This window comes from Streptomyces sp. NPDC052236 (assembly GCF_044548015.1).
Classification (GTDB): domain Bacteria; phylum Actinomycetota; class Actinomycetes; order Streptomycetales; family Streptomycetaceae; genus Streptomyces.
The window spans coordinates 462,593-488,007 of record NZ_JBIUBL010000001.1 but is presented as its reverse complement, the minus strand read 5'-3'; the positions used below and the strand labels follow the sequence as shown (position 1 = coordinate 488,007).

24 protein-coding genes and 2 pseudogenes are annotated in these 25,415 nt (G+C 71.6%); 16 read left to right on the top strand and 10 right to left on the bottom strand.

Translation table 11 applies throughout. From position 1 onward, the window contains the following. The first annotated feature begins 100 nt into the window (after window positions 1–100). The gene (locus ACIHCQ_RS02345) at window positions 101–346 is read left to right on the top strand and encodes a hypothetical protein (protein ID WP_399656945.1); all 246 of its coding nucleotides are present in this window, start codon (window positions 101–103) and stop codon (window positions 344–346) included. Further along, window positions 346–606 carry a DUF397 domain-containing protein gene (locus ACIHCQ_RS02340; RefSeq protein ID WP_399656943.1) on the top strand — a complete coding sequence of 87 codons (261 nt, stop codon included), beginning with the start codon at window positions 346–348 and terminating at the stop codon, window positions 604–606. The genes ACIHCQ_RS02345 and ACIHCQ_RS02340 overlap by 1 nt, the downstream gene beginning before the upstream one ends. Here ACIHCQ_RS02340 and ACIHCQ_RS02335 read toward each other — a convergent pair. Then, entirely contained in the window at window positions 587–715 is a 129-nt protein-coding gene (locus tag ACIHCQ_RS02335) for a hypothetical protein (RefSeq protein ID WP_399656941.1), read from the bottom strand. The genes ACIHCQ_RS02340 and ACIHCQ_RS02335 overlap by 20 nt on opposite strands. A 167-nt stretch (window positions 716–882) precedes the next feature. Between ACIHCQ_RS02335 and ACIHCQ_RS02330 the strand changes: the two genes are divergently transcribed. Genes ACIHCQ_RS02330 through ACIHCQ_RS02320 form a run of 3 tightly spaced genes read left to right on the top strand, consistent with a single transcriptional unit; the run spans window position 883 to window position 2,978 of the window. Next, window positions 883–1,395 (top strand): SigE family RNA polymerase sigma factor, encoded by a 513-nt coding sequence (locus tag ACIHCQ_RS02330; protein ID WP_399657575.1) that lies wholly within the window; start codon window positions 883–885, stop codon window positions 1,393–1,395. Beyond that, window positions 1,379–2,197, top strand: coding sequence for a hypothetical protein (locus ACIHCQ_RS02325; RefSeq protein WP_399656939.1), 819 nt, complete (start codon window positions 1,379–1,381; stop codon window positions 2,195–2,197). Before ACIHCQ_RS02330 ends, ACIHCQ_RS02325 begins: the two co-directional genes overlap by 17 nt. A gap of 10 nt (window positions 2,198–2,207) precedes the next feature. Continuing rightward, entirely contained in the window at window positions 2,208–2,978 is a 771-nt protein-coding gene (locus tag ACIHCQ_RS02320; protein ID WP_399656937.1) for a L,D-transpeptidase family protein, read from the top strand. A gap of 76 nt (window positions 2,979–3,054) precedes the next feature. On the opposite strand, the gene metG is transcribed toward ACIHCQ_RS02320, so the two are convergent. Next, complete coding sequence (gene metG, locus ACIHCQ_RS02315; RefSeq protein WP_399656935.1) at window positions 3,055–4,665, bottom strand: methionine--tRNA ligase; 1,611 nt, start codon at window positions 4,663–4,665, stop codon at window positions 3,055–3,057. A gap of 68 nt (window positions 4,666–4,733) precedes the next feature. Between metG and ACIHCQ_RS02310 the strand changes: the two are divergent. Both ACIHCQ_RS02310 and ACIHCQ_RS02305 read left to right on the top strand, forming a co-directional pair. After that, window positions 4,734–4,808 (top strand): annotated as a pseudogene (locus ACIHCQ_RS02310) (response regulator transcription factor); the annotation flags it as partial. Beyond that, window positions 4,801–4,928 (top strand): annotated as a pseudogene (locus ACIHCQ_RS02305) (ATP-binding protein); the annotation flags it as partial. The pseudogenes ACIHCQ_RS02310 and ACIHCQ_RS02305, both read left to right, overlap by 8 nt. A gap of 5 nt (window positions 4,929–4,933) precedes the next feature. On the opposite strand, the gene ACIHCQ_RS02300 reads toward ACIHCQ_RS02305, so the two are convergent. Next, window positions 4,934–6,754 (bottom strand): VWA domain-containing protein, encoded by a 1,821-nt coding sequence (locus ACIHCQ_RS02300; protein ID WP_399656933.1) that lies wholly within the window; start codon window positions 6,752–6,754, stop codon window positions 4,934–4,936. A gap of 322 nt (window positions 6,755–7,076) precedes the next feature. Here ACIHCQ_RS02300 and ACIHCQ_RS02295 point away from each other — a divergent pair, with 322 nt between their 5' ends. The 3 genes from ACIHCQ_RS02295 (at window position 7,077) to ACIHCQ_RS02285 (ending at window position 12,293) form a co-directional block, all read left to right on the top strand. Beyond that, complete coding sequence (locus tag ACIHCQ_RS02295) at window positions 7,077–9,152, top strand: PhoX family protein (protein WP_399657572.1); 2,076 nt, start codon at window positions 7,077–7,079, stop codon at window positions 9,150–9,152. A 104-nt stretch (window positions 9,153–9,256) separates the two neighbouring features. Further along, on the top strand, window positions 9,257–11,866 hold the full coding sequence (locus ACIHCQ_RS02290) for an FtsX-like permease family protein (protein WP_399656931.1): 2,610 nt from the start codon (window positions 9,257–9,259) through the stop codon (window positions 11,864–11,866). Window positions 11,867–11,882: 16 nt separating this feature from the next. Further along, complete coding sequence (locus tag ACIHCQ_RS02285) at window positions 11,883–12,293, top strand: RNA-binding S4 domain-containing protein (RefSeq protein ID WP_399656929.1); 411 nt, start codon at window positions 11,883–11,885, stop codon at window positions 12,291–12,293. A 154-nt stretch (window positions 12,294–12,447) separates the two neighbouring features. On the opposite strand, the gene ACIHCQ_RS02280 is transcribed toward ACIHCQ_RS02285, so the two are convergent. From ACIHCQ_RS02280 to ACIHCQ_RS02265, 4 genes are all read right to left on the bottom strand, one after another. Then, complete coding sequence (locus tag ACIHCQ_RS02280; protein WP_399656927.1) at window positions 12,448–14,451, bottom strand: FUSC family protein; 2,004 nt, start codon at window positions 14,449–14,451, stop codon at window positions 12,448–12,450. A gap of 38 nt (window positions 14,452–14,489) precedes the next feature. Further along, the gene (locus ACIHCQ_RS02275) at window positions 14,490–15,506 is read right to left on the bottom strand and encodes an endonuclease/exonuclease/phosphatase family protein (RefSeq protein ID WP_399656925.1); all 1,017 of its coding nucleotides are present in this window, start codon (window positions 15,504–15,506) and stop codon (window positions 14,490–14,492) included. A gap of 112 nt (window positions 15,507–15,618) precedes the next feature. After that, entirely contained in the window at window positions 15,619–16,287 is a 669-nt protein-coding gene (locus ACIHCQ_RS02270) for a response regulator (protein WP_399656923.1), read from the bottom strand. Beyond that, the gene (locus ACIHCQ_RS02265) at window positions 16,284–17,492 is read right to left on the bottom strand and encodes a sensor histidine kinase (protein ID WP_399656921.1); all 1,209 of its coding nucleotides are present in this window, start codon (window positions 17,490–17,492) and stop codon (window positions 16,284–16,286) included. Before ACIHCQ_RS02265 ends, ACIHCQ_RS02270 begins: the two co-directional genes overlap by 4 nt. A 131-nt stretch (window positions 17,493–17,623) precedes the next feature. On the opposite strand from ACIHCQ_RS02265, the gene ACIHCQ_RS02260 reads away from it, so the two are divergent. Further along, complete coding sequence (locus tag ACIHCQ_RS02260) at window positions 17,624–18,535, top strand: ATP-binding cassette domain-containing protein (RefSeq protein WP_399656919.1); 912 nt, start codon at window positions 17,624–17,626, stop codon at window positions 18,533–18,535. Further along, the gene (locus tag ACIHCQ_RS02255; protein ID WP_399656917.1) at window positions 18,532–19,344 is read left to right on the top strand and encodes an ABC transporter permease; all 813 of its coding nucleotides are present in this window, start codon (window positions 18,532–18,534) and stop codon (window positions 19,342–19,344) included. Before ACIHCQ_RS02260 ends, ACIHCQ_RS02255 begins: the two co-directional genes overlap by 4 nt. Here ACIHCQ_RS02255 and ACIHCQ_RS02250 read toward each other — a convergent pair. Then, complete coding sequence (locus ACIHCQ_RS02250) at window positions 19,259–20,155, bottom strand: hypothetical protein (RefSeq protein ID WP_399656915.1); 897 nt, start codon at window positions 20,153–20,155, stop codon at window positions 19,259–19,261. The genes ACIHCQ_RS02255 and ACIHCQ_RS02250 overlap by 86 nt on opposite strands. 105 nt (window positions 20,156–20,260) lie before the next feature. On the opposite strand from ACIHCQ_RS02250, the gene ACIHCQ_RS02245 reads away from it, so the two are divergent. The 3 genes from ACIHCQ_RS02245 to ACIHCQ_RS02235 all read left to right on the top strand — a co-directional run bounded on the left by ACIHCQ_RS02245 (window position 20,261) and on the right by ACIHCQ_RS02235 (window position 22,544). Continuing rightward, the gene (locus ACIHCQ_RS02245; RefSeq protein ID WP_399656913.1) at window positions 20,261–20,638 is read left to right on the top strand and encodes a hypothetical protein; all 378 of its coding nucleotides are present in this window, start codon (window positions 20,261–20,263) and stop codon (window positions 20,636–20,638) included. An 83-nt stretch (window positions 20,639–20,721) separates the two neighbouring features. Further along, window positions 20,722–21,693 carry an ATP-binding cassette domain-containing protein gene (locus ACIHCQ_RS02240; protein WP_399656911.1) on the top strand — a complete coding sequence of 324 codons (972 nt, stop codon included), beginning with the start codon at window positions 20,722–20,724 and terminating at the stop codon, window positions 21,691–21,693. Continuing rightward, the gene (locus tag ACIHCQ_RS02235) at window positions 21,690–22,544 is read left to right on the top strand and encodes an ABC transporter permease (RefSeq protein WP_399656909.1); all 855 of its coding nucleotides are present in this window, start codon (window positions 21,690–21,692) and stop codon (window positions 22,542–22,544) included. The genes ACIHCQ_RS02240 and ACIHCQ_RS02235 overlap by 4 nt, the downstream gene beginning before the upstream one ends. Before the next feature lie 19 nt (window positions 22,545–22,563). On the opposite strand, the gene ACIHCQ_RS02230 is transcribed toward ACIHCQ_RS02235, so the two are convergent. Then, window positions 22,564–23,016 (bottom strand): universal stress protein, encoded by a 453-nt coding sequence (locus ACIHCQ_RS02230; protein WP_399656907.1) that lies wholly within the window; start codon window positions 23,014–23,016, stop codon window positions 22,564–22,566. Between the two features lie 124 nt (window positions 23,017–23,140). Here ACIHCQ_RS02230 and ACIHCQ_RS02225 point away from each other — a divergent pair, with 124 nt between their 5' ends. After that, on the top strand, window positions 23,141–23,305 hold the full coding sequence (locus tag ACIHCQ_RS02225) for a DUF6126 family protein (RefSeq protein ID WP_399656905.1): 165 nt from the start codon (window positions 23,141–23,143) through the stop codon (window positions 23,303–23,305). 646 nt (window positions 23,306–23,951) lie between these two features. Here the strand turns inward: ACIHCQ_RS02225 and ACIHCQ_RS02220 are convergent. Beyond that, window positions 23,952–24,752, bottom strand: coding sequence for a hypothetical protein (locus ACIHCQ_RS02220; RefSeq protein ID WP_399656903.1), 801 nt, complete (start codon window positions 24,750–24,752; stop codon window positions 23,952–23,954). Window positions 24,753–25,415 lie beyond the last annotated feature (663 nt).

Sequence of the window (25,415 nt, the reverse complement as noted above, 5' to 3'; positions counted from 1 at the left end):
TGACGCGCGCGGCGCGTTTTCCGGTGCCTTGTTTCCGGGCTTCCTCGCGGGGCACTTGCGGAAGTCCAGGCACTTCCCGGCCAGGCGGAAAGGAAGCGAGATGAACGGGCCGACACCGGACGCCCCGCGGCCGGACAAGTACGCGCGGGCGCGCGATGAGGATGAACCGGGAGCCCACTCGGGCTCGGAGAGCCAGGCGCGGGACCGTGTCATACCCGGCACGGCGAGTGCTCGCGAGGGCTATCAGAAGGGAGGCACCGGCGACGGGGAGCCTCTGGCGGGGGTCGAGAAGCAGAGCGAGGAAGAGGGCGACGAAGGGGAGAACCGGCGCCTGAAAGGGCGCTGATGCTGATACGGGCCTTCGCGATCGTCGGCCTCGTCAGAGATGACGCCGTTGTCGCGAGTGCCAGGGCCGAGCCGCGCGACTGCGACCAGTCTTCGTTCTCCGGCGGCGGCGATTCGTCCAACTGCGTTGAACTCACGGCCGTCGGTAAGGGCATTCTGCTCCGTGAGAGCGACGAGCCGTCGCACGTACTGTTCACCACCCCCGCCGGGCTTGCCGCGCTCCTCCGCGAGGTGAAGGCGCTCAGCTCCGGGCGACCGTGACCACGATCGTGTTGCCCACCACCAGAACCGCGAACACGGTCGCGAGGCCGTGGTGCCCGGTCCCGTACAGCGCCACCGTCGCCGCCCCGAACACCAGCGCCTTGACCATTATCTGAAGCCCCAGTAGCCGAGCGCGACCAGTGCCGCGACTTCGAGCGCGAATGCCAGGCCCTCGTTGGTCCAGGCGCAGGATCTTGCCCGACGCGGGCAACCCGAGCCGCCCCCCACCGCGTTCCACAGGTGTGGAAGACCCAACGACATGGCGAGGGCGGCACGATGGACCCGGCCGACGGCGACGACTTCGCGGCATTCGTCGCCGCTCGCGGGCCGCGGCTGTTGCGGATGGCCTGGCTGCTCACCGGCGACGCGCACCTCGCCGAGGACCTGCTCCAGACCGTACTGGCCAAGGTGTGGCCCAAGTGGCGCAAGGTCGCCGAGGAGCACCCCGAGGCGTACGTACGCAAAGCCCTCATCCATACGCACGCCTCCTGGTGGCGCAGACGCTGGCGGGGCGAGGTGCCGCACGGCGAACTGCCCGATCTGGCCGCCTCCTTCGACGCGTACGAGGGCGTCGATCTGGAGCAGTCCCTCTCCGCCGCGATCCGGCGGCTGCCCGTGCGGCAGCGGGCCGTCGTCGTCCTGCGGTACTTCGAGGACCTGAGCGTCGAGGACACCGCGGCCACCCTCGGCTGCGCCCCCGGCACCGTCAAGAGCCAGTCGGCGAAGGCGCTGCGCACCCTGCGGGCCGCCCTGCCCGCGCCCGTGGAAGGTGGTGACCGTTGTGCCTGAGTACGAGTACGAGTACGGGGAAGATGAGCTGCGCGTCCTGCTGGAGAAAGCCGTGCCCTGGCTGCCCGCCCCCGAGGGCCGACTGCGCCGGGTGCGCGAGCGCGTCGTCCGTCACCGGCGCAGGCGGCGCACAGTCGTCGCCGCCGCTGCCGGGGTGAGCGTGCTGGTACTCGCCGGAACGCTCCTGCCCGGCACCCTGCTCCCGGGCACCCTGCGCGGCGGCTCCGAGCCGGTGCCGCCCGCCGCGCCCGCGCCCTCCGTCACCGCGCCGAACACCGCCGTGCGCTACCCGGAGCTGGGGGGCCTCACCCTGCGGCTGCCCGCCTCCTGGCATTCGCTCGCCATACCGAGCGAACCCCTGCGCAAGGTTCCGTTCAGGGGTTTCGCCGGGACGCAGGAGCTCATCGCGTACGAGTCGCCCTGCGCGGAGGACGGCCAGGACACCTGCCCGCTGCCGCTGCGCAAACTGCGGTTCGGAGGCGCGTTGCTCACCCTGCGGCTGGAATCGGGCCCCCGCCTGGACTCGAAGACGCAGAACCCGGCCGTGCTGAACGAGCTGCACACGGTCTCCCCCTCCTGCCGGGCGATCGGCGGCAGGCAGGAGTACAACGTGCTGCTCGGCGGCCTCCCGGACCGCGACTCCGCGATCAACGCCGACCTCTGCGCCTCCGGCGGCGCGTCGCGGGCGGTGGCCGAGGCCCAGCAGATGATCGCCGACGCCAGCTTCGACGACCGGACGGCTTCGTTCGCGCCCACTCCCGCCTCTTCCCCCACCCACACAGCTTTCGACCTCTCGAACTGAAGGGCCGTACATGTCCCTCCGCACACGCCCGCTCCCGGGCGCCGTCGCACTGATCGCCGCAGGTCTGCTGCTCGCCGGCTGCGCGGGCGGCACCGACAACGCAGCGACCGCGACCGCGACCGGCGCCGAGGCCAAGGCCGCCGGCGCGGGCACCATACGGTCCGCGCCCCGGCCGCAGACCATCCAGGCGAAGGAGATCCCCGCCCTCGGCCCCAAGACCCGCGCGCAGATCGCCGCCGCGACGACCCAGGCCGTCGTGGTGACCGGCGACGTCTCGGACTCCAACCAGGCCACCGCCATGCTGTACGAGCGCGATCCCGTCCGGGGCTGGCAGTCCGTCTCCGACCCCTGGCCCGCGCACAACGGCCTGCGCGGCTGGACCGACGACCACCGCCAGGGCGACCGCCGCTCGCCGATCGGGGTGTACGGCCTCACCGACGCGGGCGGCCGGCTGCCCGATCCGGGCACGAAACTCCCGTACGACCGGGGGCCCGCCTTCACCGCGCGCGGCACCGGCTTCGAGGGCGAACCGCTCGCCGGGTCCTTCGACTACGTGGTGGCCATCAACTACAACCGCAAGCCCGGCACCACCCCCCTGGACTGGACGCGTCCGCTCGGCGCGGGCAAGGGCGGCGGCATCTGGATCCACGTCGACCACGCCGGGCCGACGCAGGGCTGCGTCTCCCTGCCGAAGGGGCGGATGAAGGAGCTGCTGCGGTGGCTGGACCCGGCGAAGCGGCCGGTGGTGGTGATGGGGGACGTGACGGCGCTGGGCCGCTGAGCGACTGATACGACCAGGGCCCCTGGGAACCGTACGACCGTACGTTCCCAAGGGCCCGGGCCCTGTGCTGCGTCGACTACGCCGCCGGCTTCTCCTCCAGGCGCGGGAACAGCACCGCCCCCTTCGTCACCGTCGTGCCCGCCGGGAGCCTGCCCCACTCCGCCGCGTCCTGGATGCGCTGGTCGGCGATGGCGCCCAGCGAGGCGTCCGCGCCCAGCGAGTCCCACAGCTTCTGCGACGTCTCCGGCATCACCGGGTTGAGCAGCACCGCCACCGCGCGCAGCGACTCCGCCGCCGTGTAGAGGATCGTCGCCAGCCGTGCCCGGCCCTCCGGCGACTCGTCCTTCGCGACCTTCCACGGCTCCTGCTCCGTGATGTAGCCGTTGACCCGCTTCACGAACTCGAAGACCGCGAGGATTCCGCCCTGGAAGTCCAGCTCGTCGCCGATCTTCCGGTTGGCCTCCGCGACCGCCCTGGTCAGCCCGTCCCGGACCGCCTGCTCCGCGTCACCCGCGGCCGTCGCCTCCGGCAGCGCACCCCCGTAGTACTTGCCGACCATGGCCGCCACGCGCGAAGCGAGGTTCCCGTAGTCGTTCGCCAGCTCGGAGGTGTACCGGGCGGTGAAGTCCTCCCATGAGAACGAGCCGTCCTGGCCGAACGCGATCGCGCGCAGGAAGTACCAGCGGTACGCGTCCACGCCGAAGTGCGAGGTCAGGTCCTGCGGCTTGATGCCCGTCAGGTTCGACTTCGACATCTTCTCGCCGCCGACCATCAGCCAGCCGTTCGCGGCCACGCGACCCGGCACCGGCAGTCCGTTCGCCAGCAGCATCGCGGGCCAGATGATCGCGTGGAAGCGCAGGATGTCCTTGCCGACCAGGTGCACGTTCGCCGGGAACGTCTCCGCGAACTTCGCCGGGTTCTCGTTGTACCCGACGGCCGTCGCGTAATTGAGGAGCGCGTCGATCCATACGTAGATCACGTGCTTCTCGTCCCACGGCACCGGGACGCCCCAGTCGAAGGTCGAGCGCGAGATCGACAGATCCTGCAAGCCCTGCTTGACGAAGTTCACCACCTCGTTGCGCGCGGACTCCGGCTGGATGAAGCCGGGATTGGCCTCGTAGAACTCCAGCAGCTTCGGTCCGTACGCGCTGAGCTTGAAGAAGTAGTTCTCCTCCTTGAGGATCTCCACCGGCCTCTTGTGGACCGGGCAGAGCTTCTGCCCCGCGAATTCGCCCCCGGCCTCGCCGTCGAGCAGATCCGCGGGGATCTTGTACTCCTCGCAGCCCACGCAGTACGGGCCTTCGTACCCGCCCTTGTAGATCTCGTCCTTGTCGTACAGGTCCTGCACAAACTCCTGCACACGGTCCGTGTGCCGCTTCTCCGTCGTACGGATGAAGTCGTCGTTCGCGATGTTCAGGTGCTCCCAGAGAGGCTTCCAGGCCTCTTCCACGAGTTTGTCGCACCACTCCTGCGGTGTGACGTTGTTCGCTTCGGCAGTGCGCATGATCTTCTGACCGTGCTCGTCCGTGCCGGTGAGGTACCACACCTTCTCGCCGCGCTGACGGTGCCAGCGTGAGAGCACGTCGCCCGCGACGGTCGTGTAGGCGTGACCGAGGTGCGGGGCGTCGTTGACGTAGTAAATCGGCGTCGTGACGTAGTACAGGTTTTCAGATTCAGTGGCCGCCATGGTCGAAATCCTATCCGCCTGCGGGGAGTGCACTCACCCGGATAAACCGGCGGAGACGTTTGCGAAACATGGATCGGGTGCTGGTCGCCGAGGACGAGGAGGTCCTGGCCGAGTTGGTCGCCACCGGGCTGCGGCGGGCCGGGGGCGGGGCTCGGGCTGTCGATCGTACGGTCGACAGCTGAAGCCCACGGGGGGTGACGGCCGAGCCGGGCCCTGAGGGTGGCTCGGCCGTCACCGTGACTCTGCCTACGACGTCGTCGTAGCCGGGTTACGCGCGCCAGGTGGCGAGCAGCCCCTCGAATACCTCGGTGTCGGGGAGCTCGCGGGGGGCGGGCCCGGCGTGGAAGAAGCCGATGTTGGCCGCGCCGTCGGCGCCGTCGGCCGTGAGCTTACGGAGGTAGTCGAAGGCCTTCGCCTCGTGCTCGCCGAACGCGACGAACTGCCAGAAGACGGGCTTGTCGGCGGCCTCGGTGAGCGCGGCGGTGGCGGCGGTCTTCGACTCGGGAGCGCCGTCGGTCTGGAAGATCACGAACGCGGGGGCGTCCGTGTCCGCCTTGGCGTGCAGGGCCAGCACCTCTGCCACGGCGAGGTGGTAGTTCGTACGTCCCATCCGGCCGAGGGAGCCGTGGAGCTCGTCGATGCGGCCCTCGTAGGCGTCAAGGGTGAGCTCGCCGGTGCCGTCGACCTCGGTGGAGAAGAAGACGACGTTGAGGGTGGGGTCGGTCCCGTCCTCGGCGAGGTGCGCGGCGAGCGCGAGAGCCTGCTCGCCGAGCAGCTGGGCGCTGCCGTCCTTGTAGTACGGGCGCATGGACCCGGATCTGTCGAGTACGAGGTACACCCGGGCGCGGGCCTTGCTGAGCTCACGTCCCGCGAGGGCGGTGGCGGCGGCCTGGTAGGGGGCGAGCAGCCCGGGGGCGCGGTCGCTGATGGGGTCCTGTGCTTGGGGCTCGCTGGGTACCGGCTCGGGGGCGGGGGCGGCCTGCGCGGCGACCGGGGTGACGGCCTCCTCGGCGGGGACGTCGGCCTCCGGCTCGGGCTCGGCGGCGGCTGCTGCCGCTACCGGCTCGGGTGCCGTGACCGGCTCGGGTGCCGTGACCGGCTCGGTCACCGGCTCGGTCACCGGCTCGGGTGCCGGCTCGGTGGCAGCCTCGGGCTCGGCCGCCGCCTGCGCAGCCACTGCGGGCTCGGGTGCGGTGACCGGCTCGGCCGGCGCCTTGTCGGCTGCCGCCGACTCCGGCTCGGGCTCGGCGGCTTCCGGTTCCGTTGCCGCGACCGGCTCTGCCGGAGCAGCCTCCGGCTCCGGCTCAGCGGCTGCCGCCGTCACGGGCTCGGGCGCCGTGACCGGCTCGGTCTCGGGCGCCGTGACCGGCTCACTCGGTGCCTCGTCGGCTGCCGCCGTGGGCTGGGTCACCGTGACCGGCTCCGCCTCGGGCTCGGCGGCTGCCGCCATCGTGGGCTCGGTTGCTGTGACCGGCTCGGTCACCGGCTCTGTCGCGGCCTCCGGCTCGGCAGCCGGTTCCGTTGCCGCGACCGGCTCTGCCGGAGCAGCCTCCGGCTCCGCCTTGGGCTCGGCGGCTGCCGCCGCCACGGGCTCGGTCACCGTGATCGGCTCAGCCGCCGCCGCCTCCGGTTCGGCGACCGCTTCCGTCGTTGCGACCGGCTCCGCCGGAGCAACCTCCGCCTCTGCGGTCTCGGTGAGCGTGGCTTCCCCGCTCCCAGCCGGTTCGTCAGCCGCAACCGCCGGCTCCGCTTCCGGCTCGGCTGCCGGAGCCGGAGCCGGAGCCGCAGCCGCCGGCTCGACGGCCTCGGGCACGATCGCCGCCGCCTCCGGCTCGACCCGCGCCGGACCCGACGCCTGCGCCGGGACCGTAGCCGTCCTGCTCCCCGGCGTCGGGTTGTCGAACGCCGCCGAGACCAGGTCCGCCGCCGCCCGCTCTGCCGGCGACTGCGACGGGTTCTGCACCGCCTCCGTGGCCGGTTCTGTGCGCTCCGTGCGCTCCGTCTGGGGCGGGACGGAGGCTGCCGACGGCTCGTTACGCTCCGAACCGTCGCGTCCAAACACCTTGCGCAGCAAGCTCCGAATGCCCATGGGCGAGGCCTTTCGCATGAGTCAAGAGTCATGAGATGAGTGCGGTGAATGTCCGCGCTTGCGCCGGGGATCCAGTGGAGTGTCCTGGCCAGGGCGGACACGTAAGGTTAGCCGCCCCCGGAGCCGATCCCCGGCAGGGGCGGGCGACCGCGCCCACCGGCGCCGCGCCGATCGGGTCGGCGCCGCCAACCGCGCCCCGGTCGCGCCGGGTTCATCCGTAGTTCATTTCAGGTCCCCCACCCCGCACGTATACGCGCCTAGCGTCATGGCCGGAACCTTTCCGACACAATGTCGGCGCAGGCTGCGCCGGATGGAGGACGAAGTGCGCAGACTGCTGCCGCTTTTGAACACGAACGCCCACGCGGGCGGACGTTCCGCTCTCACCTGCCGCTACCGCTGCGGCGACGCCTGTTTCCACGAAGTGCCCAACACCAGCGACAACGAGTACGTCGGTGACGTGATCGCCAGTGCGCTGTCGAGACGTTCGATGATGCGCGCCGCCGCCATCGTGACCGTCGCCACCGCCGCGGGCACCGCGACCGTCGTCGGCCAGGGCGGAACCCAGGCCGACGCCGCCCCCGCGCTCTCCGGTGACCGCCACGGCAAACCCGGATACGGCAAGACACCGGACGGCGCCCGCGGGCTGCGCTTCGCGCCCGTCGCCCCCAACAAGGACGACAAGGTCACCGTCCCCGACGGCTACTCCCACAACGTCGTCATCCGCTGGGGCGAGCCCATCCTCCGCGGCGCGCCCGCCTTCGACGCAGACAAGCAGACCGCCAAGGCGCAGGCAGGCCAGTTCGGTTACAACAACGACTTCCTCTCCCTCGTCCCCCTCCCCGGCGAGCGAGGCCGCCAGGTCCTCGTCGCCAACCACGAGTACACCGACGAGATCCTGATGTTCCGGGGGTACGACGCGGCGAACCCGACCCGCGAGCAGGTCGAGATCGCCTGGGCCGCGCACGGCCTGTCCGTCGTGGTCGTCCAGGAAGAGAACCGCAGCGGCAAGCTCACCCCCGTCACCCGCCACCCCCTCAACCGCCGTATCACCGCGACCAGCGAGTTCAGGGTCACGGGCCCGGCCGCCGGCAGTGCCCTGCTCCGTACGAGCGTCGACCCGACCGGCACCAAGGTCCTCGGCACGCTCAACAACTGCGCCGGCGGCACCACCCCCTGGGGCACCATCCTCAGCGGCGAGGAGAACTTCAACCAGTACTTCGCCAACGGCTCCAGCACCACCGACAAGCGCTACGGCATCGGCACCGCCGCGACCGAGCGCAAGTGGGAGCGGTTCGACAAGCGCTTCGACCTGGCGCAGGAGCCCAACGAGGTCCACCGCTTCGGCTGGGTCGTGGAACTCGACCCGTACGACCCGGACTACGCGCCCCGTAAGCGCACCGCCCTGGGCCGCTTCAAGCACGAGGCCGCCGAGCCGCGGCTGACCGCCGACGGCCGCCCCGTCGTCTACATGGGCGACGACGAGCGCTTCGACTACTTCTACAAGTTCGTGTCGTCGAAGCGGATGAAGAAGGGGAACTCGCGTTCCGCCCGCGAGTACAACCGCACGCTCCTGGACGAGGGCACCCTGTACGTCGCCAAGCTCACCGGCGACAGCCCGGCCGCCGAGATCGACGGCACCGGCAAGCTCCCCAACGACGGCGAGTTCGACGGCAGCGGCCAGTGGATCCCGCTCGCCACCGGCGACAAGTCCCACGTCCCCGGCATGAGTGCCGAGGAGGTGTACGTCTTCACCCGCCTCGCCGGTGACAAGGTCGGCGCGACGAAGATGGACCGCCCCGAGGACGTCGAGCCGTCCCCCCGCACCGGCCGCGTATACGTCGCGCTGACCAACAACAGCGACCGCGGCAAGGCGGGCAAGGCGGGTGCCGACGAGGCCAACCCGCGCAACCTCAACAAGCACGGCCAGATCCTGGAGCTCGCCGAGCACTGGGACGACCCGACGGGCGACGGCTTCGCCTGGCGGCTCTTCCTCGTCGCGGGCGACCCGAACGACCCGTCGACGTACTTCGCCGGCTTCCCCAAGGAGAAGGTCAGCCCCATCTCCTGCCCGGACAATGTCACCTTCGACCCGCACGGCAACCTGTGGATCTCCACGGACGGCAACCAGCTCGGTTCGCACGACGGGCTGTTCGGCGTGGCCACGCAGGGCGAGCGGCGCGGTGAGGTCAAGCAGTTCCTGACCGTTCCGGCCGGCGCCGAGACCTGTGGGCCGATCATCCAGGACCGCCGCGTCCTGGTCGCGGTCCAGCACCCGGGCGAGCTCGACGGCGCGTCCGTCGAGACGCCCAAGAGCGTGTGGCCGGACGGCGCGGGGAAGATCGTCCGTCCGTCGGTCGTCTCGGTCTGGCGCAAGGACGGCCGTGGCATCGGCGTGTAAGTCGCGTAAGTCGCGCCAGGAGGTGGGGGGTGGGGTTGACCCCACCCCCAAGACGCTGGGTGACGTCATGGGCCCGCGTCCTGGCCCTCCGTAGCGTCAAGTCCATGAACATGACGGGCTTGGCGCTACGTACTCTGCGGTTCCGGAAGGGCGGCTTCCTGGCCACCTTCGTCGCGCTGTTCTTCGGTACGGCGATCGTCCTGGCTTGCGGCGGACTGCTGGAGACGGGCATCCGCAACAACGTCCCGCCGGAGCGGTTCGCGGGCGCGGCGCTGGTGGTGACGGGGGACCGGTCGTACGAGCTCCACCCGGGCAACGAGGACGACAGCGAGCAGGTGGTCCTGGCGGAGGGCGTACCGCTGGACGCCGCGCTGGCGGGGCGGGTGCGGGGCGTCGCCGGGGTCGAGCGGGTGGTCGGGGACGTGACCTTCGCGGCGACGGTCGTGGACGGTGGCACGCAGATACGGGCCCAGGGCCATGGGTGGGGCTCGGCCTCGCTCACGCCGTACGAGCTGGAGCGGGGGACCGCGCCGGGCAACGCCGGGCAGCTGGTCCTGGACGCGGCGACGGCGGCGGCGTCCGGGGTGGGCGTGGGGGATTCGGTACGGGTCGCGGCGCGCGGTGAGACGGCGTCGTACAAGGTGAGCGGGGTCGCGCGGGCGCGGGGCGCGGTGGGGCAGCGGGCGATGTTCTTCGCGGAGGGGGAGGCGCTGCGGCTGGCGGGGGCGGGGGCAGGGGCGGGCGGTTCCGTTCCCGGTGCGGCGGATGCGGCGGGCGCGTCGGGCGCGGCCCACTTCGATGCCCTCGCAGTCGTCGTACGGTCCGGGGTCCCTGTCTCCCAGGTCAAAGCCGCTGTCTCCGAGGCCCTGGCCGGCGCCGATGCCCAGGCCACGGTTCTCTCCGGTGACGACCGCGGGCTCGCCGAGTACCCCGCCGCCATGGACCGGCGCGAGGATCTCATCTCCCTCGCCGGCGTCTTCGGCGGCATGGCCGTCATGGTCGCCCTCTTCGTCACCGCGGGCACCATGTCCATCTCCGCAGCCCAGCGCCGCCGCGAGCTCGCCCTGATGCGGGCCATCGGCGCGACCCCGCGCCAGCTCCGCCGGATGCTGGTCGCCGAGACGCTCCTGATCGCCGTCGCCGCCGCGCTGCTGGCCTGGCTGCCCGGCCGGTGGCTGGGCGAGGCGCTGTTCGAGCAGCTCGCGGCGGCCGGGGTAACCGCGCCCGCCGTCGAGTTCAGCCAGGGCTGGATACCGCTGGTCGCGGCGGGCGGCGCGGTCCTGATCACGGCCGTCGGCGCGGGCCTGATCGGGTCCCGCCACGCGGTGCGGACCCGGCCGACCGAGGCGCTCGCCGAGGCGGCGCTCCAGCAGCGCTGGTTCTCCAAGATCCGGCTGCTGTTCGCGGTGATCTTCCTGGGCGGCGCGGCGGCGCTCGCGATCGTGACGTGGACCGTGATGCACGGGCCCATCGCGGCGAGTACGGCAGGCCCCACCGTCATCTGCGCGGCGATCGGCCTGGCCCTGATCGCGCCCGGCCTGACCAAGGTGTGCGCGGCGCTGCTGCACCGGCCGGTCAGCGCGCTGACCGGCATGGCCGGGGACCTGGCGATGGTCAACTCCCGGGCCCGTACGGTCCAGGTCGCCGCGTCCGTCAGCCCGGTGATGCTGGCGGTCGCCGTCGCCACCGCCAATATGTACCTGCTGACCACGCAGTCCGACCTCACTGAGCGCGCCTTCACCGAGAACCTGCGCGCGGACGCGGTCCTCGTCTCCGCTTCGGGGACGGTCGCGCCCTCCCTGGTGGACCAGGTCAGTGCTCTGCCCGGGGTAGCCGCGGCCAGTGCGTACGTCACGAGCACCGGGTTCATCGAGCGGTCCGACGGCCGGGGCGCGGAGACCGGCGACGACGGACTGACGCTGCAGGGCGTCAGCGCGGCGGGCGCGGCGGGAACGAGCGCGGTCTCCGTCACCGCGGGCAGCCTCGGCGAACTGCGCGGCGACACGGTCGCGCTGCCCGAGGGCGCGGGCCATGAGGTCGGCGAGACGATCAGCCTGCGCTTCGGCGACAACGGCACGGCGCGGGTGCGGGTCGTCGCGACGTACCGCCCGAAGGCGGGCGGGGAGGCGGCGCTGCTGCCCGCGGAGCTGCTCGCTCCGCACACGAGCGGTGGTCTGCCGCAGCAGATACTCGTACGGACGGAGCCGGGCGTGGCGGGCGCGGATGTCACGGCGGCGCTGCGCGAACTGGTGGAGGACAAGCCGGGGCTGGCCGTCGCCGACCGCGACGCGCTGATCGCGGCGCACTCGCAGGACACCGAGACGCAGGCGTGGGTCAACTATCTGCTGATCGGCATGATCGTCGCGTACACCGCGGTCTCGGTGGTCAACAGCCTGGCGACGGCGACGGGCGGGCGGCGCCGCGAGTTCGGCCTCCAGCGGCTGACGGGCGCGACGAAGGCGCAGGTCATGCGGATGGTGACGGTCGAGGGTCTGGTCGTCGCGGCGATCGGGGTGCTGCTCGGCACGGCGGCAGCGGCGACGACGCTGCTGCCGTTCGCCCACGCGGCGACCGACAGCCGACTGCCGTCGGGCCCCCTGTGGATCTACGGCACGGTGGTGGCCACGGCGCTGACGCTGACGCTGTCGGCGACGCTGATTCCGGCGTGGCGGGCACTGAAGGTCCAGCCGGTGCGGGCGGCGCGGGCGGAATAGTCCTACTCTCGGGGGCATGGCTTCTGGCATGGCTTCTGAGGGTTCGGACGAGGGGACCGTACGGGTCGACACCTGGATCTGGTCGGTGCGGCTCACCAAGACCCGCTCGCAGGCGGCGGCGGCCTGCCGGGCGGGTCATGTGCGGGTGGGCGGGGAACGGGTCAAACCGGCGCACGCGTTGCGGGCGGGGGACCAGGTGCGGGTCTTCCACGCGGGGCGTGAGCGGATCGTGGTCGTCTCGAAGATCGTCCGGAAGCGGGTGGGCCCGCCGGTGGCGACCACGTGCTACGTGGACAACAGCCCGCCGCCCCCGCCGAAGGAGTTCGTGGCGCCGGTGGCGGTACGGGAGAGGGGCGCGGGGCGTCCGACGAAGCGGGACCGCCGAGAGATGGAACGCCTTCAGGGTGGTGGCGGCGGCCAGCCGTAGGCGCGGCTGCTGCTTGCGAGGCTCGGGCCCTTGTCGGGGGCGCTGCCCCCGAACCCTCCCCCTACGCCTAGCGGCGTGGGAGGTACCCCCAGCGCCTCAAACGCCGGCGAGGCTGGATGTGCGTCTCAAACGCCGGCGGGGCTGGATGTGCTCCTCAATCGCCGGCGGGGCTGGAAGTGCCCGGGGACGCGATCGCTCGTGCCGCCTTTACCTCCTGCCGGAGCGGTCCCAGCACCCCCGTTTCATCGCCCTCCAGCTCCGCCCGTACCTCCACCAGCACCTCGCTCGACCGCAGGCCGTCCGCCAGCTCCCGCAGCTGCCGTTCGATCTCCGCCACCTCCGCCCCCGCCGGTGGCGGAGCCCCGTGGTTGACCCGGACCCGGGCCGCCGTCGTCGCGTCCACGACCCGCTCGACCGCGACCACCAGCGGCCACCACGCCGCCGCCCGCGTCCCCATCGGTGGCGGCTCCGTCAGGGCCCGCTGGAACTCCGACCGTACGGACGACAGATCGCGGTAGATCCGGCGGCGCCTGCGCACCCGCTCCCCCTGGTCCGCGTCCTCCGCCGCCGCGAACGCGTACGCCACATACCGCGCCGTCTCCTCCACCGCCTCCGCCAGCCGGTCGCCGATCCGGCTGTGCCAGCTCTCCGGCCACAGCAGATAGCCCACGAGCAGCGCGATCGCGCAGCCGATCAGGCTGTCCACCAGGCGCGGCAGGACCAGATGGAAGCCCTGGTGGTTGAGGACATCCGACAGCAGCAGGATCACCGGTGTGATGGCCGCCGTCTGGAAGGCGTACCCCTTCGCGGTGAAGGCCGGGATGAGCGCCGCGAGGACCAGCATCACCGGTACGTCCCACCATCCGCGCTGCACCTGCGAGAGCACCGCCGCCGCGACGAGCAGGCCCGCCGCCGTGCCCAGCGCGCGCAGCACCGCCCGCGAGAAGACCGACCCGAAGTCCGGCTTCAGTACGAAGGTGACGGTGAGCGCCACCCAGTACGAACGCTCCACCGCCACCAGCGACACGAACGCCTGCGCGAGCCCGATGCAGAGCGCGAGCCGCAGCCCGTACCGCCAGGACGGCTTGGACAGCAGCATCTCGCGGGCCGTGCGCCGGACGCGGACGCCCAGCGCGGCGGGGCGGCCGAGCCGGTCGTCCACGTTGTACGGATCGGGGTCCGCCTTGTGTACGACGCCGGCCGCATGGCGCAGCGCGGCGTTGACCGCGCGGTCGGCGGGCCCCTCAGGCTCGGGCAGTACCAGGTCCGGCTCCACGAACCCCGGCCGCGCGCCGTGGCTCTCCTCGACCGCGTCCGCCAAGAACCGCACCGCCGCAGCGATTTCCGGACGCCGTGACGCCCGGCCGTGCAGATGCGCCGCCGCTGCCGCCTCGACCAGCGGGATCAGCACATTGAGCTGGGAGAGCAGCCGCACCAGCGGGCTGCGCCGCCCGTGGTCGCGGGCCCGCCGGGCGAGGATCAGGTCGTACGAGGTGTTGAGCGCCTGGGTCACGTCGTGGCGCTTGTCCTCGTACGCCGCCGTGCCCGCCGCCGCGAGCAGTTCGGCGACCGCGCGGTACGCGGCGGCGACCGCCTCCCGCTCCGGGAGCCGCCCGCGTACCGGCCAGGCGAGCAGCGACAGGACGAGGACGAACAGCCCGCCGAGCGCGAGCAGTATCGGGGCCTTCCACCACGGGCCGGGCATCGGCAGGCCCGAGCCCACCACCGAGTTCAGTAGGAGCAGCAGCCCGGACACGGACGCCAGCGCGCCGATCGAGGAGATCATTCCGGAGACCAGCGCGACGAAGGTCAGCGAGGCGACCGCGATCCAGCCATGGCCGTACACGAGCGTGCCGAGCGTGACGCCGATCGCGCCGAAGAGCTGCGGGACAGCGATATGGAAGATCCGCATCCGGTACGCCTCGGCGGTGTCGCTGATGACGCCCGACAGCGCGCCCATCGACGCCAGCGCGCCGTACATGGGCTGTCCGGCGGCGAGCCCGGCCGCGAGGGGCGTGGCGAGTCCCACGGAGGCGCGGGCGACGGCGGGCCAGGGGATGGGTGCCGCCTGCGGGCGCAGGGTTTTGAGCAGCCACTCCGGAGGGGTCAGCAGTCCCGCTCGCGTCCCAGGCGGCGGTCCGCCCTTTTCTTCACCCATGGGGATCAAAAGACCCTGAAAGGCGCGGTCGGCGCAACTCAGCGAGCGTCGTGCAGTTCGAGTTCGACCAGCAGCGACCGGTGATCGGTGTTCTCCAGCTCCAGGAAGCGGACCTTGCGTACCGAGAACTCCTTACTGATCAGCACATGGTCGATCTGCGTGCCGAGCGGCCTGCGGACGGAGGTCGGCCAGGTCGGGGTGTGGGCCGCCCCGACCAGCGTGGCGCTGTCGCGCAGCCCGCCCGCGTCGAGGATGCGGCGGAAGGCGGCGTGGTCCTGGGTGGCGTTGAAGTCACCGGCGATGAGCGTCGGCCGGTCCGTGGTGGCCGCCCCTTCCGCGTACGTACGCACCTGCTGCAGGTCCTGCTGCCAGTCGTCCACACCGTTGGGGACGGGCGGCAGCGGGTGGGCGAGCTGGAGGTTGATCGCGCGGTCCTCGCGGCCGCCGAGGACGGCGACCGAGCCCGGCATGGCGAGCGTGGTGGGGATCCCCGGGGCGGGGCGCAGCGGGTGCTTGCTGAGGATGGCCGAGCCGCTGGCCGCGTCGCCCTCGACGATGTTGCGGTGCGGATAGTCGGTACGGGACAGCTCCGCGGCGAGCGCGGCCGAGCAGGCGGGGTCGCATTCCTGGACGAAGACGAGGTCGGGCTCTTCGCGGCGGATGGCGGCCAGCAGTTCCCCGGTGGCGTTCCCGAACTCGACGTTCGAGGTGAGCACGGTGAGGCGGGCGACGACGGGTCCCGGCGGATTGTCGGTAAGCCCGGTGTCGTACGGCCTGACGTACCAGCCGGTGACGGCGAGCACGGCGATCGCCCACACGATGCCGGTGCGCCACCGGCCGAGGACGGCCAGCAGCAGGGCCGCCCCGGCGGGCAGCAGGAGCCAGGGCAGGAAGGCCAGGAGCTGGGGGACGGGGGTGATGCCGTCGGTGTCGGCGGCGCGGCAGGCGGCGACCAGGCTCGGGACGAGGAGCAGCAGCCCGCAGAGCCCGGCGGCGGCGCGGCGGGTGCCGGAGGGGCGGAAGGGGGCGTCCGGCGTGACGGCGGCACTGTCCAAACCGGCCTCCGAGCCGAGGAGTGCGAGGAGTGCGAGGGTGCGATGAGTGCGATGAGTGCGAGGAATGTACGTCAGGAGTGAGGACGCCGGGGCCGGCGAGATCGTTCCCCCATCACTTGGGGGGACCCACCAGTCCCGTCTCGTACGCGATGATCACGAGGTGGACCCGGTCCCGCGCGTCCAGTTTTGTGAACAGCCGCGCCACATGCGCCTTTACGGTGGCCCCGCTGATGCGGAGGTCGACGGCGATCTCGCCGTTGGACCTGCCGCGTCCGACGAGGGTCAGCACCTCGCGCTCCCGGTCGGTGACGCCGATGGCAGGCCGTCGTACGGATGCGGGTACGGGCTCGGGGCGTGCCGCGAACTCCTCGATCAGGCGGCGCGTCACGCTCGGCGCGATCAGAGCGTCCCCGGCGGCGACGACGCGGATGGCCGCGAGGATGTCCTCCAGCGCCATGTCCTTGACGAGGAAGCCGCTCGCGCCCGCGCGGAGCGCGGCGTACACGTAGTCGTCGTCGTCAAAGGTGGTGAGGACGACAACGCGGGTCGTCCCGGGGCCCTCGCTGATCATCCGGGTGGCCTCGATGCCGTCCACGCCGGGCATACGGATGTCCATCACGACCACGTCGGGACACAGGTCGCGGACCAGTTGGACCGCCTGCGCGCCGGTCGCCGCCTCCCCCACAACACCGAGGTCGGGGGTGTCGGCCATGAGCACGCGCAGACCGGCGCGGATCAGCGGTTGATCGTCGGCGAGTACGACGCGGACCGCCGCCGTCATCGGACCTCCACCGGTGCGGGTACCGGCAGGCGGGCCGCGACGCGGAAGCCGCCTTCGGGGCGCGGGCCCGCGGTGAACTGGCCGTGCAGCAGGCCGACCCGTTCGCGCATGCCCGCGATGCCATAGCCCGGACCGGTGCCCGCCACCGGGCTACCGTTTCCCTCATCGACGACCTCGATGGTCAGCTCCCCGTCACCCTGCTCGATCGAGACCCGGCACCGCTCCGCGCCCGCGTGGCGCACCACATTGGTGACGGCCTCCTGCACGATACGGAAGGCCGACAGGTCGATCTCCGCGGGCAGCGGGCGCCGCTCCCCGCGCCACTCCACGTCCACCCGGACCCCCGCGTCCGTCGTCCTCGCGGTCAGCCGTTCGAGGTCCGCGAGACCCTCCATGAGACCCTCCATGCCGCCGCCGGGCCCGGACCGGCGCAGCGCGCCGAGCATGCGCCGCAGCCCCGACAGCGTCTCCCGGCTCGTGGTCTCGATGGCGCGCAGCGCATTGCGGGCCTCCCCCGGCTGCGTATCGATGACCCGGCTGCCCACCCCCGCCTGAATGGCGATGATGCCGATGCTGTGCGCCACCATGTCGTGCAGCTCGCGCGCGATCCGGAGCCGTTCCGCGGTGACCGCCTGGGCGGCGGCCTGGGCGCGCAGCGCCTCGGCGTGGACGTGGCTCTGGTGGATCGAATTGCCGATCAGCCACACCATCACGGTCGTCAGGATGACGATCAAGACCGTCGACGGCTCGATGGGCATTCCCAGCAGCACCCGCGCGACCGCGTAACCGAGGAGCACGCCGAGCGCCATGACGGCGGCGGTGACCGACGTACGGCGCGGACGCGTGGCCGCGATGAAGCAGAGGGCGATGTCGACCGCCAGAAACTGCAGCAGCGGGATGTCCTTCACGCTCAGCGTGATGGCCGAGACGATCGTCCCGCCGAGCAGCAGGGCAAGCGCTGTCAGCGGTTGTCGGCGTGGCAGCCCCGCGCACACCACCATCACAAAGGCCACGGCGAGCTGCGGCCAGCGTGGCAGGCCGCCCCCGGCCCCGTCCGTGGCCGACAGGAACCACACCCACCGGGGCTGGCCCGGCCATGCGCTCGTTGCGAGCGTGTACGCGGTGACCGCACACCAGATGAGCACCATCCATACGCCTGGCGGCACATGCTTGAGCAGCAGCGACGGACGGCGTATGGCGGGCATGGACCGATCGTAATGCGGCGGCCCTGTCCGGGCATTGGCCCGCGGACGTACGCCCACGGGCTACCGCCGCCCCGCGAAAGTGATCGACGGGCCGATGCCGTACGGGTGTTGCCCACGCCACCGTGGGCCGGGTGATAGAAGTCAACGAACTCACCAAGCGCTACGGGCCGACCACCGCCGTGAACGGCCTGAGCTTTACGGTGCGCCCCGGGCACGTCACCGGGTTCCTCGGCCCGAACGGCGCGGGCAAGACCACCACGCTGCGGATGCTTCTCGGCCTCAACGACCCCACCAGCGGCACCGCCACCATCGACGGCCACCCCTTCCGGGACCGGCCGCGCGGGCTGCGGCACGTCGGCGCGCTGCTCGACGCCCACGACGTCCACGGCGGGCGCTCCGCTGCCGCGCACCTGTCCGCGCTGGCGCGTAGCAACCGCATCCCGCGCGGCCGGGTGGACGAGGTCCTTCAGGAGGTGGGGCTCGCCGATGTGGCGCGCCGCCGCGTCGGCGGGTTCTCGCTCGGCATGAAGCAGCGGCTCGGCATCGCCGCGGCGCTGCTCGGCGAGCCGCCCGTACTGCTCTTCGACGAGCCGCTCAACGGTCTTGACCCGGAGGGGGTGCTGTGGGTGCGCGGCCTGTTCCGGCGGCTGGCCGCCGAAGGCCGTACGGTCTTCGTCTCCAGCCACCAGATGGGCGAGGTGGAGTCCACCGCCGACCAGCTCGTCGTCATCGGGCGGGGCGAGCTGATCGCGGCGGAGAGCCTGACGGAGTTCGCGGCGCGCGGCACTCGGCTGAGCGTGACCGTGCGCACGCCTGACCCAGCCGCGCTGACGGCCGTACTGACTGCGGAAGGCGCCTCGGTGGAGGTGGACGGCGACGGGCTGTGCGCGGTCACCGGCCTGGACGCGGCCCGTATCGGCGAACTCGCCTTCCAGCACCGCATCATGCTCAACGAACTCAGCGCACGCGCCGCATCGCTGGAAGATGCCTTCATGGAGCTCACCGCCGACAGCGTCGAATACCCCGCGGGAGAAGCACGATGAACGAATCACGCTTCCGCGACCTCGTCGCCGCCGAGTGGATCAAGCTGTGGTCGCTGCGGTCGACGTACTGGGTCCTCGGCGTCGGCGCGCTGGTCGTCATTGGGATCAATGTGAACTCCGCTCAGTCCAACGCCGAGCGCCTGCGCCATCAGCCGGCCGCCGACCCCCTGAATCCCGACTTCGTCTTCGATCCGATGAGCAGCGCGTTCGTCGATCCCGCCTTTCAGATCCTCATGATCATCGCAGCGAGCGTCGGCGCGATAGCCGTCTTCGGCGAGTACAGCAGCGGACTGATCCGTACGACGTTCGCGGCCGTTCCGGCCCGCCGCCCGGTGGTGGCGGCCAAGGTGGCCGTCATCACGGCGGTGATGCTCGCACTCGGCACGGTCGTCTCGGCGACCTCGTTCGGCGTCACCCAGGCGATCCTCGGCAAGAACGGTATGTCGATCGGCGACCCCGGCGCGCTGCGCGCCGTCGCGGGAAGCGCGCTGCTCGCGCCGGTGTGCGCGCTCGTCGGCATGGCGCTCGGCGCCGTCGTCCGGCACGCCACGGGCACCGTCGTCGCCGTCGTCGGGGTGCTGCTCCTGCTCCCCGCGCTCTTCCAGGGCGAGACCTACCGGTGGGTGAAGGAAATCGGCAACGCGATGCCGCTCACCGCGTGGGAGGCGCTGGTCAGCAACCCGGCGCGGACATACCCGCTGCCGGGCAAGTACCCGGAGACGATCACCGAGGCGTGGGTGGTGTTCGCGCTGTGGCCGCTGGTCGCGGCGGTCGTGGCCGTGTCCGTCGTACACCGCCGCGATCTGTGAGCACGACAGCCGCCAGGGCCAGGGCGAGCCCCGCCGCCAGGACCCACCACGCTGTCGTACGCAGTGTCGCCGTCAGTGCCTCGTACACCGCGCCTGCCGCCGGACGGTCCATGTCCGGCGGCAGGTCCGCGAGGACGAGCCTCCGGCCCGCCCGGATGGCGGTGTGCAGCAGGACGGCGCCCGCTGTGAGGGCGAGGCCGAGGCCGACCAGGGCACGGCGTACGCGCCCCGTGGTGCGTACGGCGGGGAGCACCGCGCACGCCGCGAGCACCAGAGTCACCGGCGGCAGCCACACCCCCGCGATCCGGAGCCCGTGGAAGACATCGCGCAGTGTGCCGAGCCGGCCGGACTCCAGGATGGTGATGCGGGTCTCCTCGACAGGGATGCGGTCCACGAACGGCATCCCTTCGCCGTCATGGCCGAGCTGCTGCTTCACCTGCTCGGTGACGGGTGCGAGGTCGATGGTGACGGCGTTGTTCCCGCCGTTGGTCAGGGCCTGGTCGACGGCGGTGTGCGCGGCCCGGTGAACGGTGGTCCAGGCGGTCTTGAAGGCGGTGGTGCCCGCGAAGGAGACGACCGCCTCCTGGACCAGGTTGTGGACACCGTGCTGCTGGAACGTACGGGGGTCGACTCTCTTCATGACCTCGGCGCTGACACGGACGGAGATGGCGTTGTGCACGTCGGGATCCGAGGCGAGCGGTTCCATCGCTGCGACGTAGCTGTCGGTGTTGTCGACTTCCTGGTCGACCCAGACGGAGAGTGCGCTCAGCGGCGTCAGGAGGGCCACGAGCACGAGAAGCAGCGTACGCACCCCTTCAGGGTGGGGCCGACCGGCATGACTTGCCTGCCGAGGTGCGTTGGTGTGCCCTAAAGGGAGCACGCGGATCGCACATCGAGAGGGAAGGAGCTTCCCGCCATGGCCGCACACGCAGCGGTGCCCACACGGCATCACCACGGTTCTCTCGCCTGGGCGCTGCCCATCGCCCTAGGCGTGATCTACGGCTTCTACGTGGCGTTCATCGAACGCGACGGCGGCTCCGTCACGGGTGGGAACGTCGTACTCGGCGTGGTCTCCGGCGCCGTCTTCGCGGCGCTCGCGTTCGCACTGGGCCGGGTGCAGTACACGCTGCCGCGCGAGGTGCGCGCGCTGGCGTACGGGGCGGTGTTCGCCATGGCCGTCGGGTTCCTGGTCAGCCTGGGCGGGTCGAGTGTGCTCAGGGCGGCAGGCCTGGGGGTGGCGGCGGGTGTGCTGCCCGGCGTCGTGAGCTTCTACATCTTCTACACGCGGGAGTAGCCAAGGAGGGGATGAGTTGTGCGATGAGTTATGCCGACGGCCGGAGTCTCTCCTCATGACACGACAGGAGGGAACTGCCGACGATGAGTACTGATCTGGCAATCGAGACAAACGGCCTGGTGAAGGTGTTCGGCCAGAACCGGGCCGTTGACGGTGTCGACCTGCGCGTGGCCGCGGGCACCGTCTACGGTCTCCTCGGCCCGAACGGCGCGGGCAAGACGACCGCCGTACGCATGCTCGCCACCCTGCTGCGGCCGGACGGGGGCGAGGCCCGCGTCTTCGGCAAGGACGTGCAGAAGGACGCCGACGCCGTACGCGGCAGGGTCAGCCTCACCGGCCAGTACGCCTCGGTCGACGAGGACCTCACCGGTACGGAGAACCTGGTGCTCCTGGGCCGGCTGCTCGGCCACTCCAAGCCAGCCGCGCGGGAGCGGGCCGCGCAGCTGCTGGACGCGTTCGGGCTGTCCGAGGCGGCAGAGAAGCAGGTGAAGAACTACTCGGGCGGCATGCGGCGCCGTATCGACATCGCCGCGTCCATCCTGAACGTGCCGGACCTGCTGTTCCTGGACGAGCCGACCACCGGGCTCGACCCGCGCAGCCGCAACCAGGTCTGGGACATCGTGCGGGCGGTCGTCGCCCAGGGCACGACCGTGCTGCTGACCACGCAGTATCTGGACGAGGCGGACCACCTGGCGTCCCGTATCGCCGTGATCGACCACGGCAAGGTGATCGCGGAGGGTACGAAGGGCGAGCTGAAGGCCTCGGTCGGTTCCGGCGCCGTACATCTGCGGCTGCGTGACGCGGAGCAGCGGCCGGAGGCCGAACGGATCCTGGCCGCGGCCCTCGCCGCGGAAGTGGTGCTGGACCCCGATCCGGTGGCGCTGACCGCCCGGATCAACGGCCACGGCACGCAGCAGGGGGCGGCGGAACAGGCCGCGCGGGCGCTGTCCGAGCTGGCCCGCGCCGGAATCACCGTGGACAACTTCGCGCTGGGACAGCCCAGCCTGGACGAGGTCTTCCTCGCCCTGACCGACCAGAAGGGGACGGCGGCATGAGCACCGCGACCACCTCCAAGGACCTCGATCTCGCACTCGAAGCCCCGAAGGCGGACGATCTCGCCGCCCTGCTGGTGACGGGCACTCGGCCGCCGCGGCCGAGCGCACTGTCCGCGTCGCTCACCTTCGGCTGGCGGGCCATGCTCAAGATCAAGCATGTGCCGGAGCAGCTGTTCGATGTGACGGCGTTCCCGATCATGATGGTGCTGATGTACACGTACCTCTTCGGCGGGGCGCTGGCCGGGTCGGTCTCGGCGTACATCCAGTTTCTGCTGCCCGGCATCCTGGTGATGAGCGTCGTGATGATCACGATGTACACGGGTGTCGCGGTCAACACGGACATCACGAAGGGCGTCTTCGACCGCTTCCGTACGCTGCCGATCTGGCGGCCCGCGCCGATGGTGGGCTATCTGCTGGGCGATGTGGTCCGCTATCTGCTCGCGTCGGCGGTCATGCTGACGGTCGGCGTGATCATCGGCTACCGGCCGCACGGCGGGCCGGTCGGCGTGGTGCTCGGGGTGGCGCTGCTGCTGGTCTTCTCGTTCGCGTTCTCGTGGGTGTGGACGATGTTCGGGCTGCTGCTGCGGACCGAGAAGTCGGTGATGGGCGTCTCGATGATGGTGATTTTCCCGCTGACGTTCCTGAGCAATGTTTTCGTCGACCCGAAGACGATGCCGGGGTGGCTGCAGGCGTTTGTGAACAACAACCCGGTCACGCATGTGGCGACGGCGGTACGGGAGCTGATGGAGGGGAACTGGCCGGCGGCGGACATCGCGTGGTCGCTGGGGTGGGGGGTGCTGCTGGTGGTGGTGTTCGGCTCGGTGACGATGCGGCTGTACAACCGGAAGTGAGCGTGTCCGGGTCTCCGGCTCACTCGACGGTGCCGCCGACGTTGCCGCGTACGACGACCACGGGGCACGGGGCGTGCTGGGTGAGGTGCAGTCCGACCGACCCGAGGAGTGTCGCGCGGAAGCCGCTGTAGCCGTGGTTGCCGACGACCAGCAGCGAGGCGCCGTCGGCCCGCTCCAACAGGGCCTGCGCGGCGTTGCCGATCATCACCTTCTGGGTGACGGTGGCTGCGGCCTCGGCTCCGAGGGTCTCCTCCACGGAGCCGCTGAGGATCTGACCGGCGAGTTTCTCGGGGTCGAAGTCGGTGGGCAGCCCCGGCACCAGCGCGGCCCATCCGGCGGCCGGGTACTCCCAGCTGATCACGGCCTCCACCGTGTCCCCGGTGAGCGCGGCCTGCCGTGCGGCCCAGCGCAGGGCCCTGGTGGACGGCTCGGAGCCGTCCACGCCGACGACGATCCTGCCCGTGTCTGCCATAGCCACCACCTCCGGGCGTATAGCTCAAGCCTACGCAAAGTCAGGCAACGGGGCGTGGTGAGTGGTTGAACCGTTGAACGGTTGAACGGGTGCGCTCTCGTACGCTGGGTCGGGGACCTGGGGGATGCGCTCCTGGGAGCCGGACCGGCGGGAGGCTGCGGTGAGCGAGAGCGAGGGCTGGAAGGAGCGGGGGGTCGCGCTGCGGGTCTTTGTGTATGTGTTCGTGACGCATATTTTCGCGGGGTTTGTGTGGCTGCTGTTTTATGTGGGGGAGCATGCGCCGAAGTAACGGGGTGGGGTGACCGGGGTTGTTTCCCCCACCCCGCCCCTTCCCTTAACTGGGGGCTGCGCCCCCAGACCCCCTGGCGGGGAGGGGAGGGTTCGCGGGGGCTGACGCCCCCACACCCCCGGTGCTCCGGCGGCTTCGCCGCGGAGGGCTGGATCGTGTGCGGGTTGCCCCCGCAGCCCGTGCGGCAGCTTCGCGCCGCGGCAGCAGTCCTGGGGCTGACGCCCCACGCCCCGTGCTCCAGCGGCTTCGCCGCGGAGGGGCCGGAGGAGACGCGGGCTCACGCTCCACATCCCTGTGCTCCGGCGGCTTCGATCGTATGCGGGCTGCGCCCCGCACCCCGGCGGCAGCTTCGCGCCGTGGCAGACGTGCGGGCTGACGCCCCACACCACCCCGGTGCTCCGGCGGCTTCGCCGCGAAGGGCCCGGATCGTGTGCGGGCTGCGCTCCGCAGCCCGTGCGGCAGCTTCGCGTCGCGGCAGACCTGGGGGCTCACGCCTCACGCCGTCCGCTCCTGCGGCTCCGCCGCGGAGCGTACGGGCCCCTGGCCGCCTGTGGGGCGGTGCCCCCACACCCGTGCGGCAGATTTGCGCCGCATCGCCCCAACGCCCTACGTACGCCCTAGGGTACAAGGAACCCGCGCGGAGCTGTCAGCCCGAAACCCCGCTCCCCCGAACCGCATTCGCGAACAACTGGTGAAACGCGTCCGCGGACTCCGTGCCCGATCGCCCGAACGGCGCGTCGAAGTCCCAGACCAGGAAGAGCAGAAACGCGATCAGCGCGCTGAACAACCCGGCGACCATCACCTCTCTGCGTGAGTGGCCGATCTGCAGGGCGAAAATCAGGCCGACGGTGACCAGCGCCCCGATGATCAGCCCGAACCACACGACCCCCGGCAGCGTCGCCTCCGCGTTCTGCGCACGCGCGTTGCGCGCGTCGTCCGCCGTGGCGACCTGGTCGACCAGCGGCTGATAGGCCTGGGCCTCCAGCTCGTTGGCGGGCTTGCGCTCCGCGATGTCCGCGCGTACCGCGCCGAGCAGTTCCGCACCCCTGTCCGACAGCTCGTTGTGGGCCAGCATCCGCGGCCACTCCTTGTGGACGACGTGCTCCACGTACCGGTCGATGTCCGTGCGAATGCGATCCCGTACGCCGTCGGGGTACACCTCCGCCCGCTGGGTGATCTCGTACAGCGCCTGCGCCTCGCGGCGTACGCCGTCCTGCGCGGCGCTGCGGGCCTCCCAGACCCCGGCGATGGCGAGCCCGAGCACGATCGCGTACACGACGCCGACCATCATCGTCATGTACTCAAGGACGTCCGGGGTCTCGTCGGGGTCTTCCTCCTCCCCGGCTCCGGCCGCTCTGTTCAGCCTGCGCTGCCTGAGGACCGCCAGTACCAGGACGACGGCGCACGCGGCGGCCATCGCGATGGACAGGACCAGCCATTCCGACATGAGGGTTTCTCCGAATCAGGAGGAGCCGCGGCGCGAGCCGGCGGAGCGTGAGCGGGGCCGGAGCAGGGCCGCCGCGAGCACGGCGGGGGTGGTGACCAGCAGCATCAGGGCCACCAGGGACGGCCCGGAGTCGGCCGGCTTCCCGGTTGCGGGGCGGTAGTCGCGTAGGGCCTGGGCGCTGGGCGGCGACGCGGGTTTCGCGGGCGGGGCGGGAGCGGGAGCGGGAGCGGGCGCGGGTCCCTGACTCTCCCGGGGTTCCGGGGGCTCCGGGGGCTTCGGGGGTACGCGCGGCTCCTCCGGCTCGGCGGGCTGCTGCGATGGGCGTTCAGCCGGTGGCGACGGCCGGGGCTCGGGAGGAGGACTCGGAGCGGGCGGAGTCGGTACGGACGGACTCGGCGCCGGTGGCGGAGGTGCCGGAGGCGTCGGAGGCGTGGGAGGTGCCGGAGGCGTCGGAGGCCAGGGAGGACGCTTGCAGTCCTCGAAGTAGATCGACACCGAGACCGAGACCGACACCGGTGCCGACACCGAGACCGATACGTCAGGCACGCCCGGTGGCGAAGGGCCGACTCCCACCCCCGCCCCCTGCGAGCCAATGATCGCCGCGATCCCCAGTGCGCTCAGCTGCTGCCATCCCACCACAGCGAAGACGCTATGAGCCCAATG

Excerpts from the sequence above, each read along its gene's own strand:
- ACIHCQ_RS02285 (WP_399656929.1), top strand. The coding sequence starts at position 11,883 with ATGGCTTCTGGCATGGCTTCTGAGGGTTCGGACGAGGGGACCGTACGG.
- ACIHCQ_RS02345 (WP_399656945.1), top strand. The coding sequence starts at position 101 with ATGAACGGGCCGACACCGGACGCCCCGCGGCCGGACAAGTACGCGCGG.
- ACIHCQ_RS02290 (WP_399656931.1), top strand. The coding sequence starts at position 9,257 with ATGAACATGACGGGCTTGGCGCTACGTACTCTGCGGTTCCGGAAGGGC.
- ACIHCQ_RS02340 (WP_399656943.1), top strand. The coding sequence starts at position 346 with ATGCTGATACGGGCCTTCGCGATCGTCGGCCTCGTCAGAGATGACGCC.
- ACIHCQ_RS02320 (WP_399656937.1), top strand. The coding sequence starts at position 2,208 with ATGTCCCTCCGCACACGCCCGCTCCCGGGCGCCGTCGCACTGATCGCC.
- ACIHCQ_RS02255 (WP_399656917.1), top strand. The coding sequence starts at position 18,532 with ATGAACGAATCACGCTTCCGCGACCTCGTCGCCGCCGAGTGGATCAAG.
- ACIHCQ_RS02265 (WP_399656921.1), bottom strand. The coding sequence starts at position 17,492 with ATGCCCGCCATACGCCGTCCGTCGCTGCTGCTCAAGCATGTGCCGCCA.
- ACIHCQ_RS02270 (WP_399656923.1), bottom strand. The coding sequence starts at position 16,287 with ATGACGGCGGCGGTCCGCGTCGTACTCGCCGACGATCAACCGCTGATC.
- metG (WP_399656935.1), bottom strand. The coding sequence starts at position 4,665 with ATGGCGGCCACTGAATCTGAAAACCTGTACTACGTCACGACGCCGATT.
- ACIHCQ_RS02335 (WP_399656941.1), bottom strand. The coding sequence starts at position 715 with ATGGTCAAGGCGCTGGTGTTCGGGGCGGCGACGGTGGCGCTGTACGGG.
- ACIHCQ_RS02280 (WP_399656927.1), bottom strand. The coding sequence starts at position 14,451 with ATGGGTGAAGAAAAGGGCGGACCGCCGCCTGGGACGCGAGCGGGACTG.
- ACIHCQ_RS02240 (WP_399656911.1), top strand. The coding sequence starts at position 20,722 with ATGAGTACTGATCTGGCAATCGAGACAAACGGCCTGGTGAAGGTGTTC.
- ACIHCQ_RS02245 (WP_399656913.1), top strand. The coding sequence starts at position 20,261 with ATGGCCGCACACGCAGCGGTGCCCACACGGCATCACCACGGTTCTCTC.
- ACIHCQ_RS02235 (WP_399656909.1), top strand. The coding sequence starts at position 21,690 with ATGAGCACCGCGACCACCTCCAAGGACCTCGATCTCGCACTCGAAGCC.
- ACIHCQ_RS02220 (WP_399656903.1), bottom strand. The coding sequence starts at position 24,752 with ATGTCGGAATGGCTGGTCCTGTCCATCGCGATGGCCGCCGCGTGCGCC.
- ACIHCQ_RS02330 (WP_399657575.1), top strand. The coding sequence starts at position 883 with ATGGACCCGGCCGACGGCGACGACTTCGCGGCATTCGTCGCCGCTCGC.
- ACIHCQ_RS02300 (WP_399656933.1), bottom strand. The coding sequence starts at position 6,754 with ATGGGCATTCGGAGCTTGCTGCGCAAGGTGTTTGGACGCGACGGTTCG.
- ACIHCQ_RS02225 (WP_399656905.1), top strand. The coding sequence starts at position 23,141 with ATGCGCTCCTGGGAGCCGGACCGGCGGGAGGCTGCGGTGAGCGAGAGC.
- ACIHCQ_RS02230 (WP_399656907.1), bottom strand. The coding sequence starts at position 23,016 with ATGGCAGACACGGGCAGGATCGTCGTCGGCGTGGACGGCTCCGAGCCG.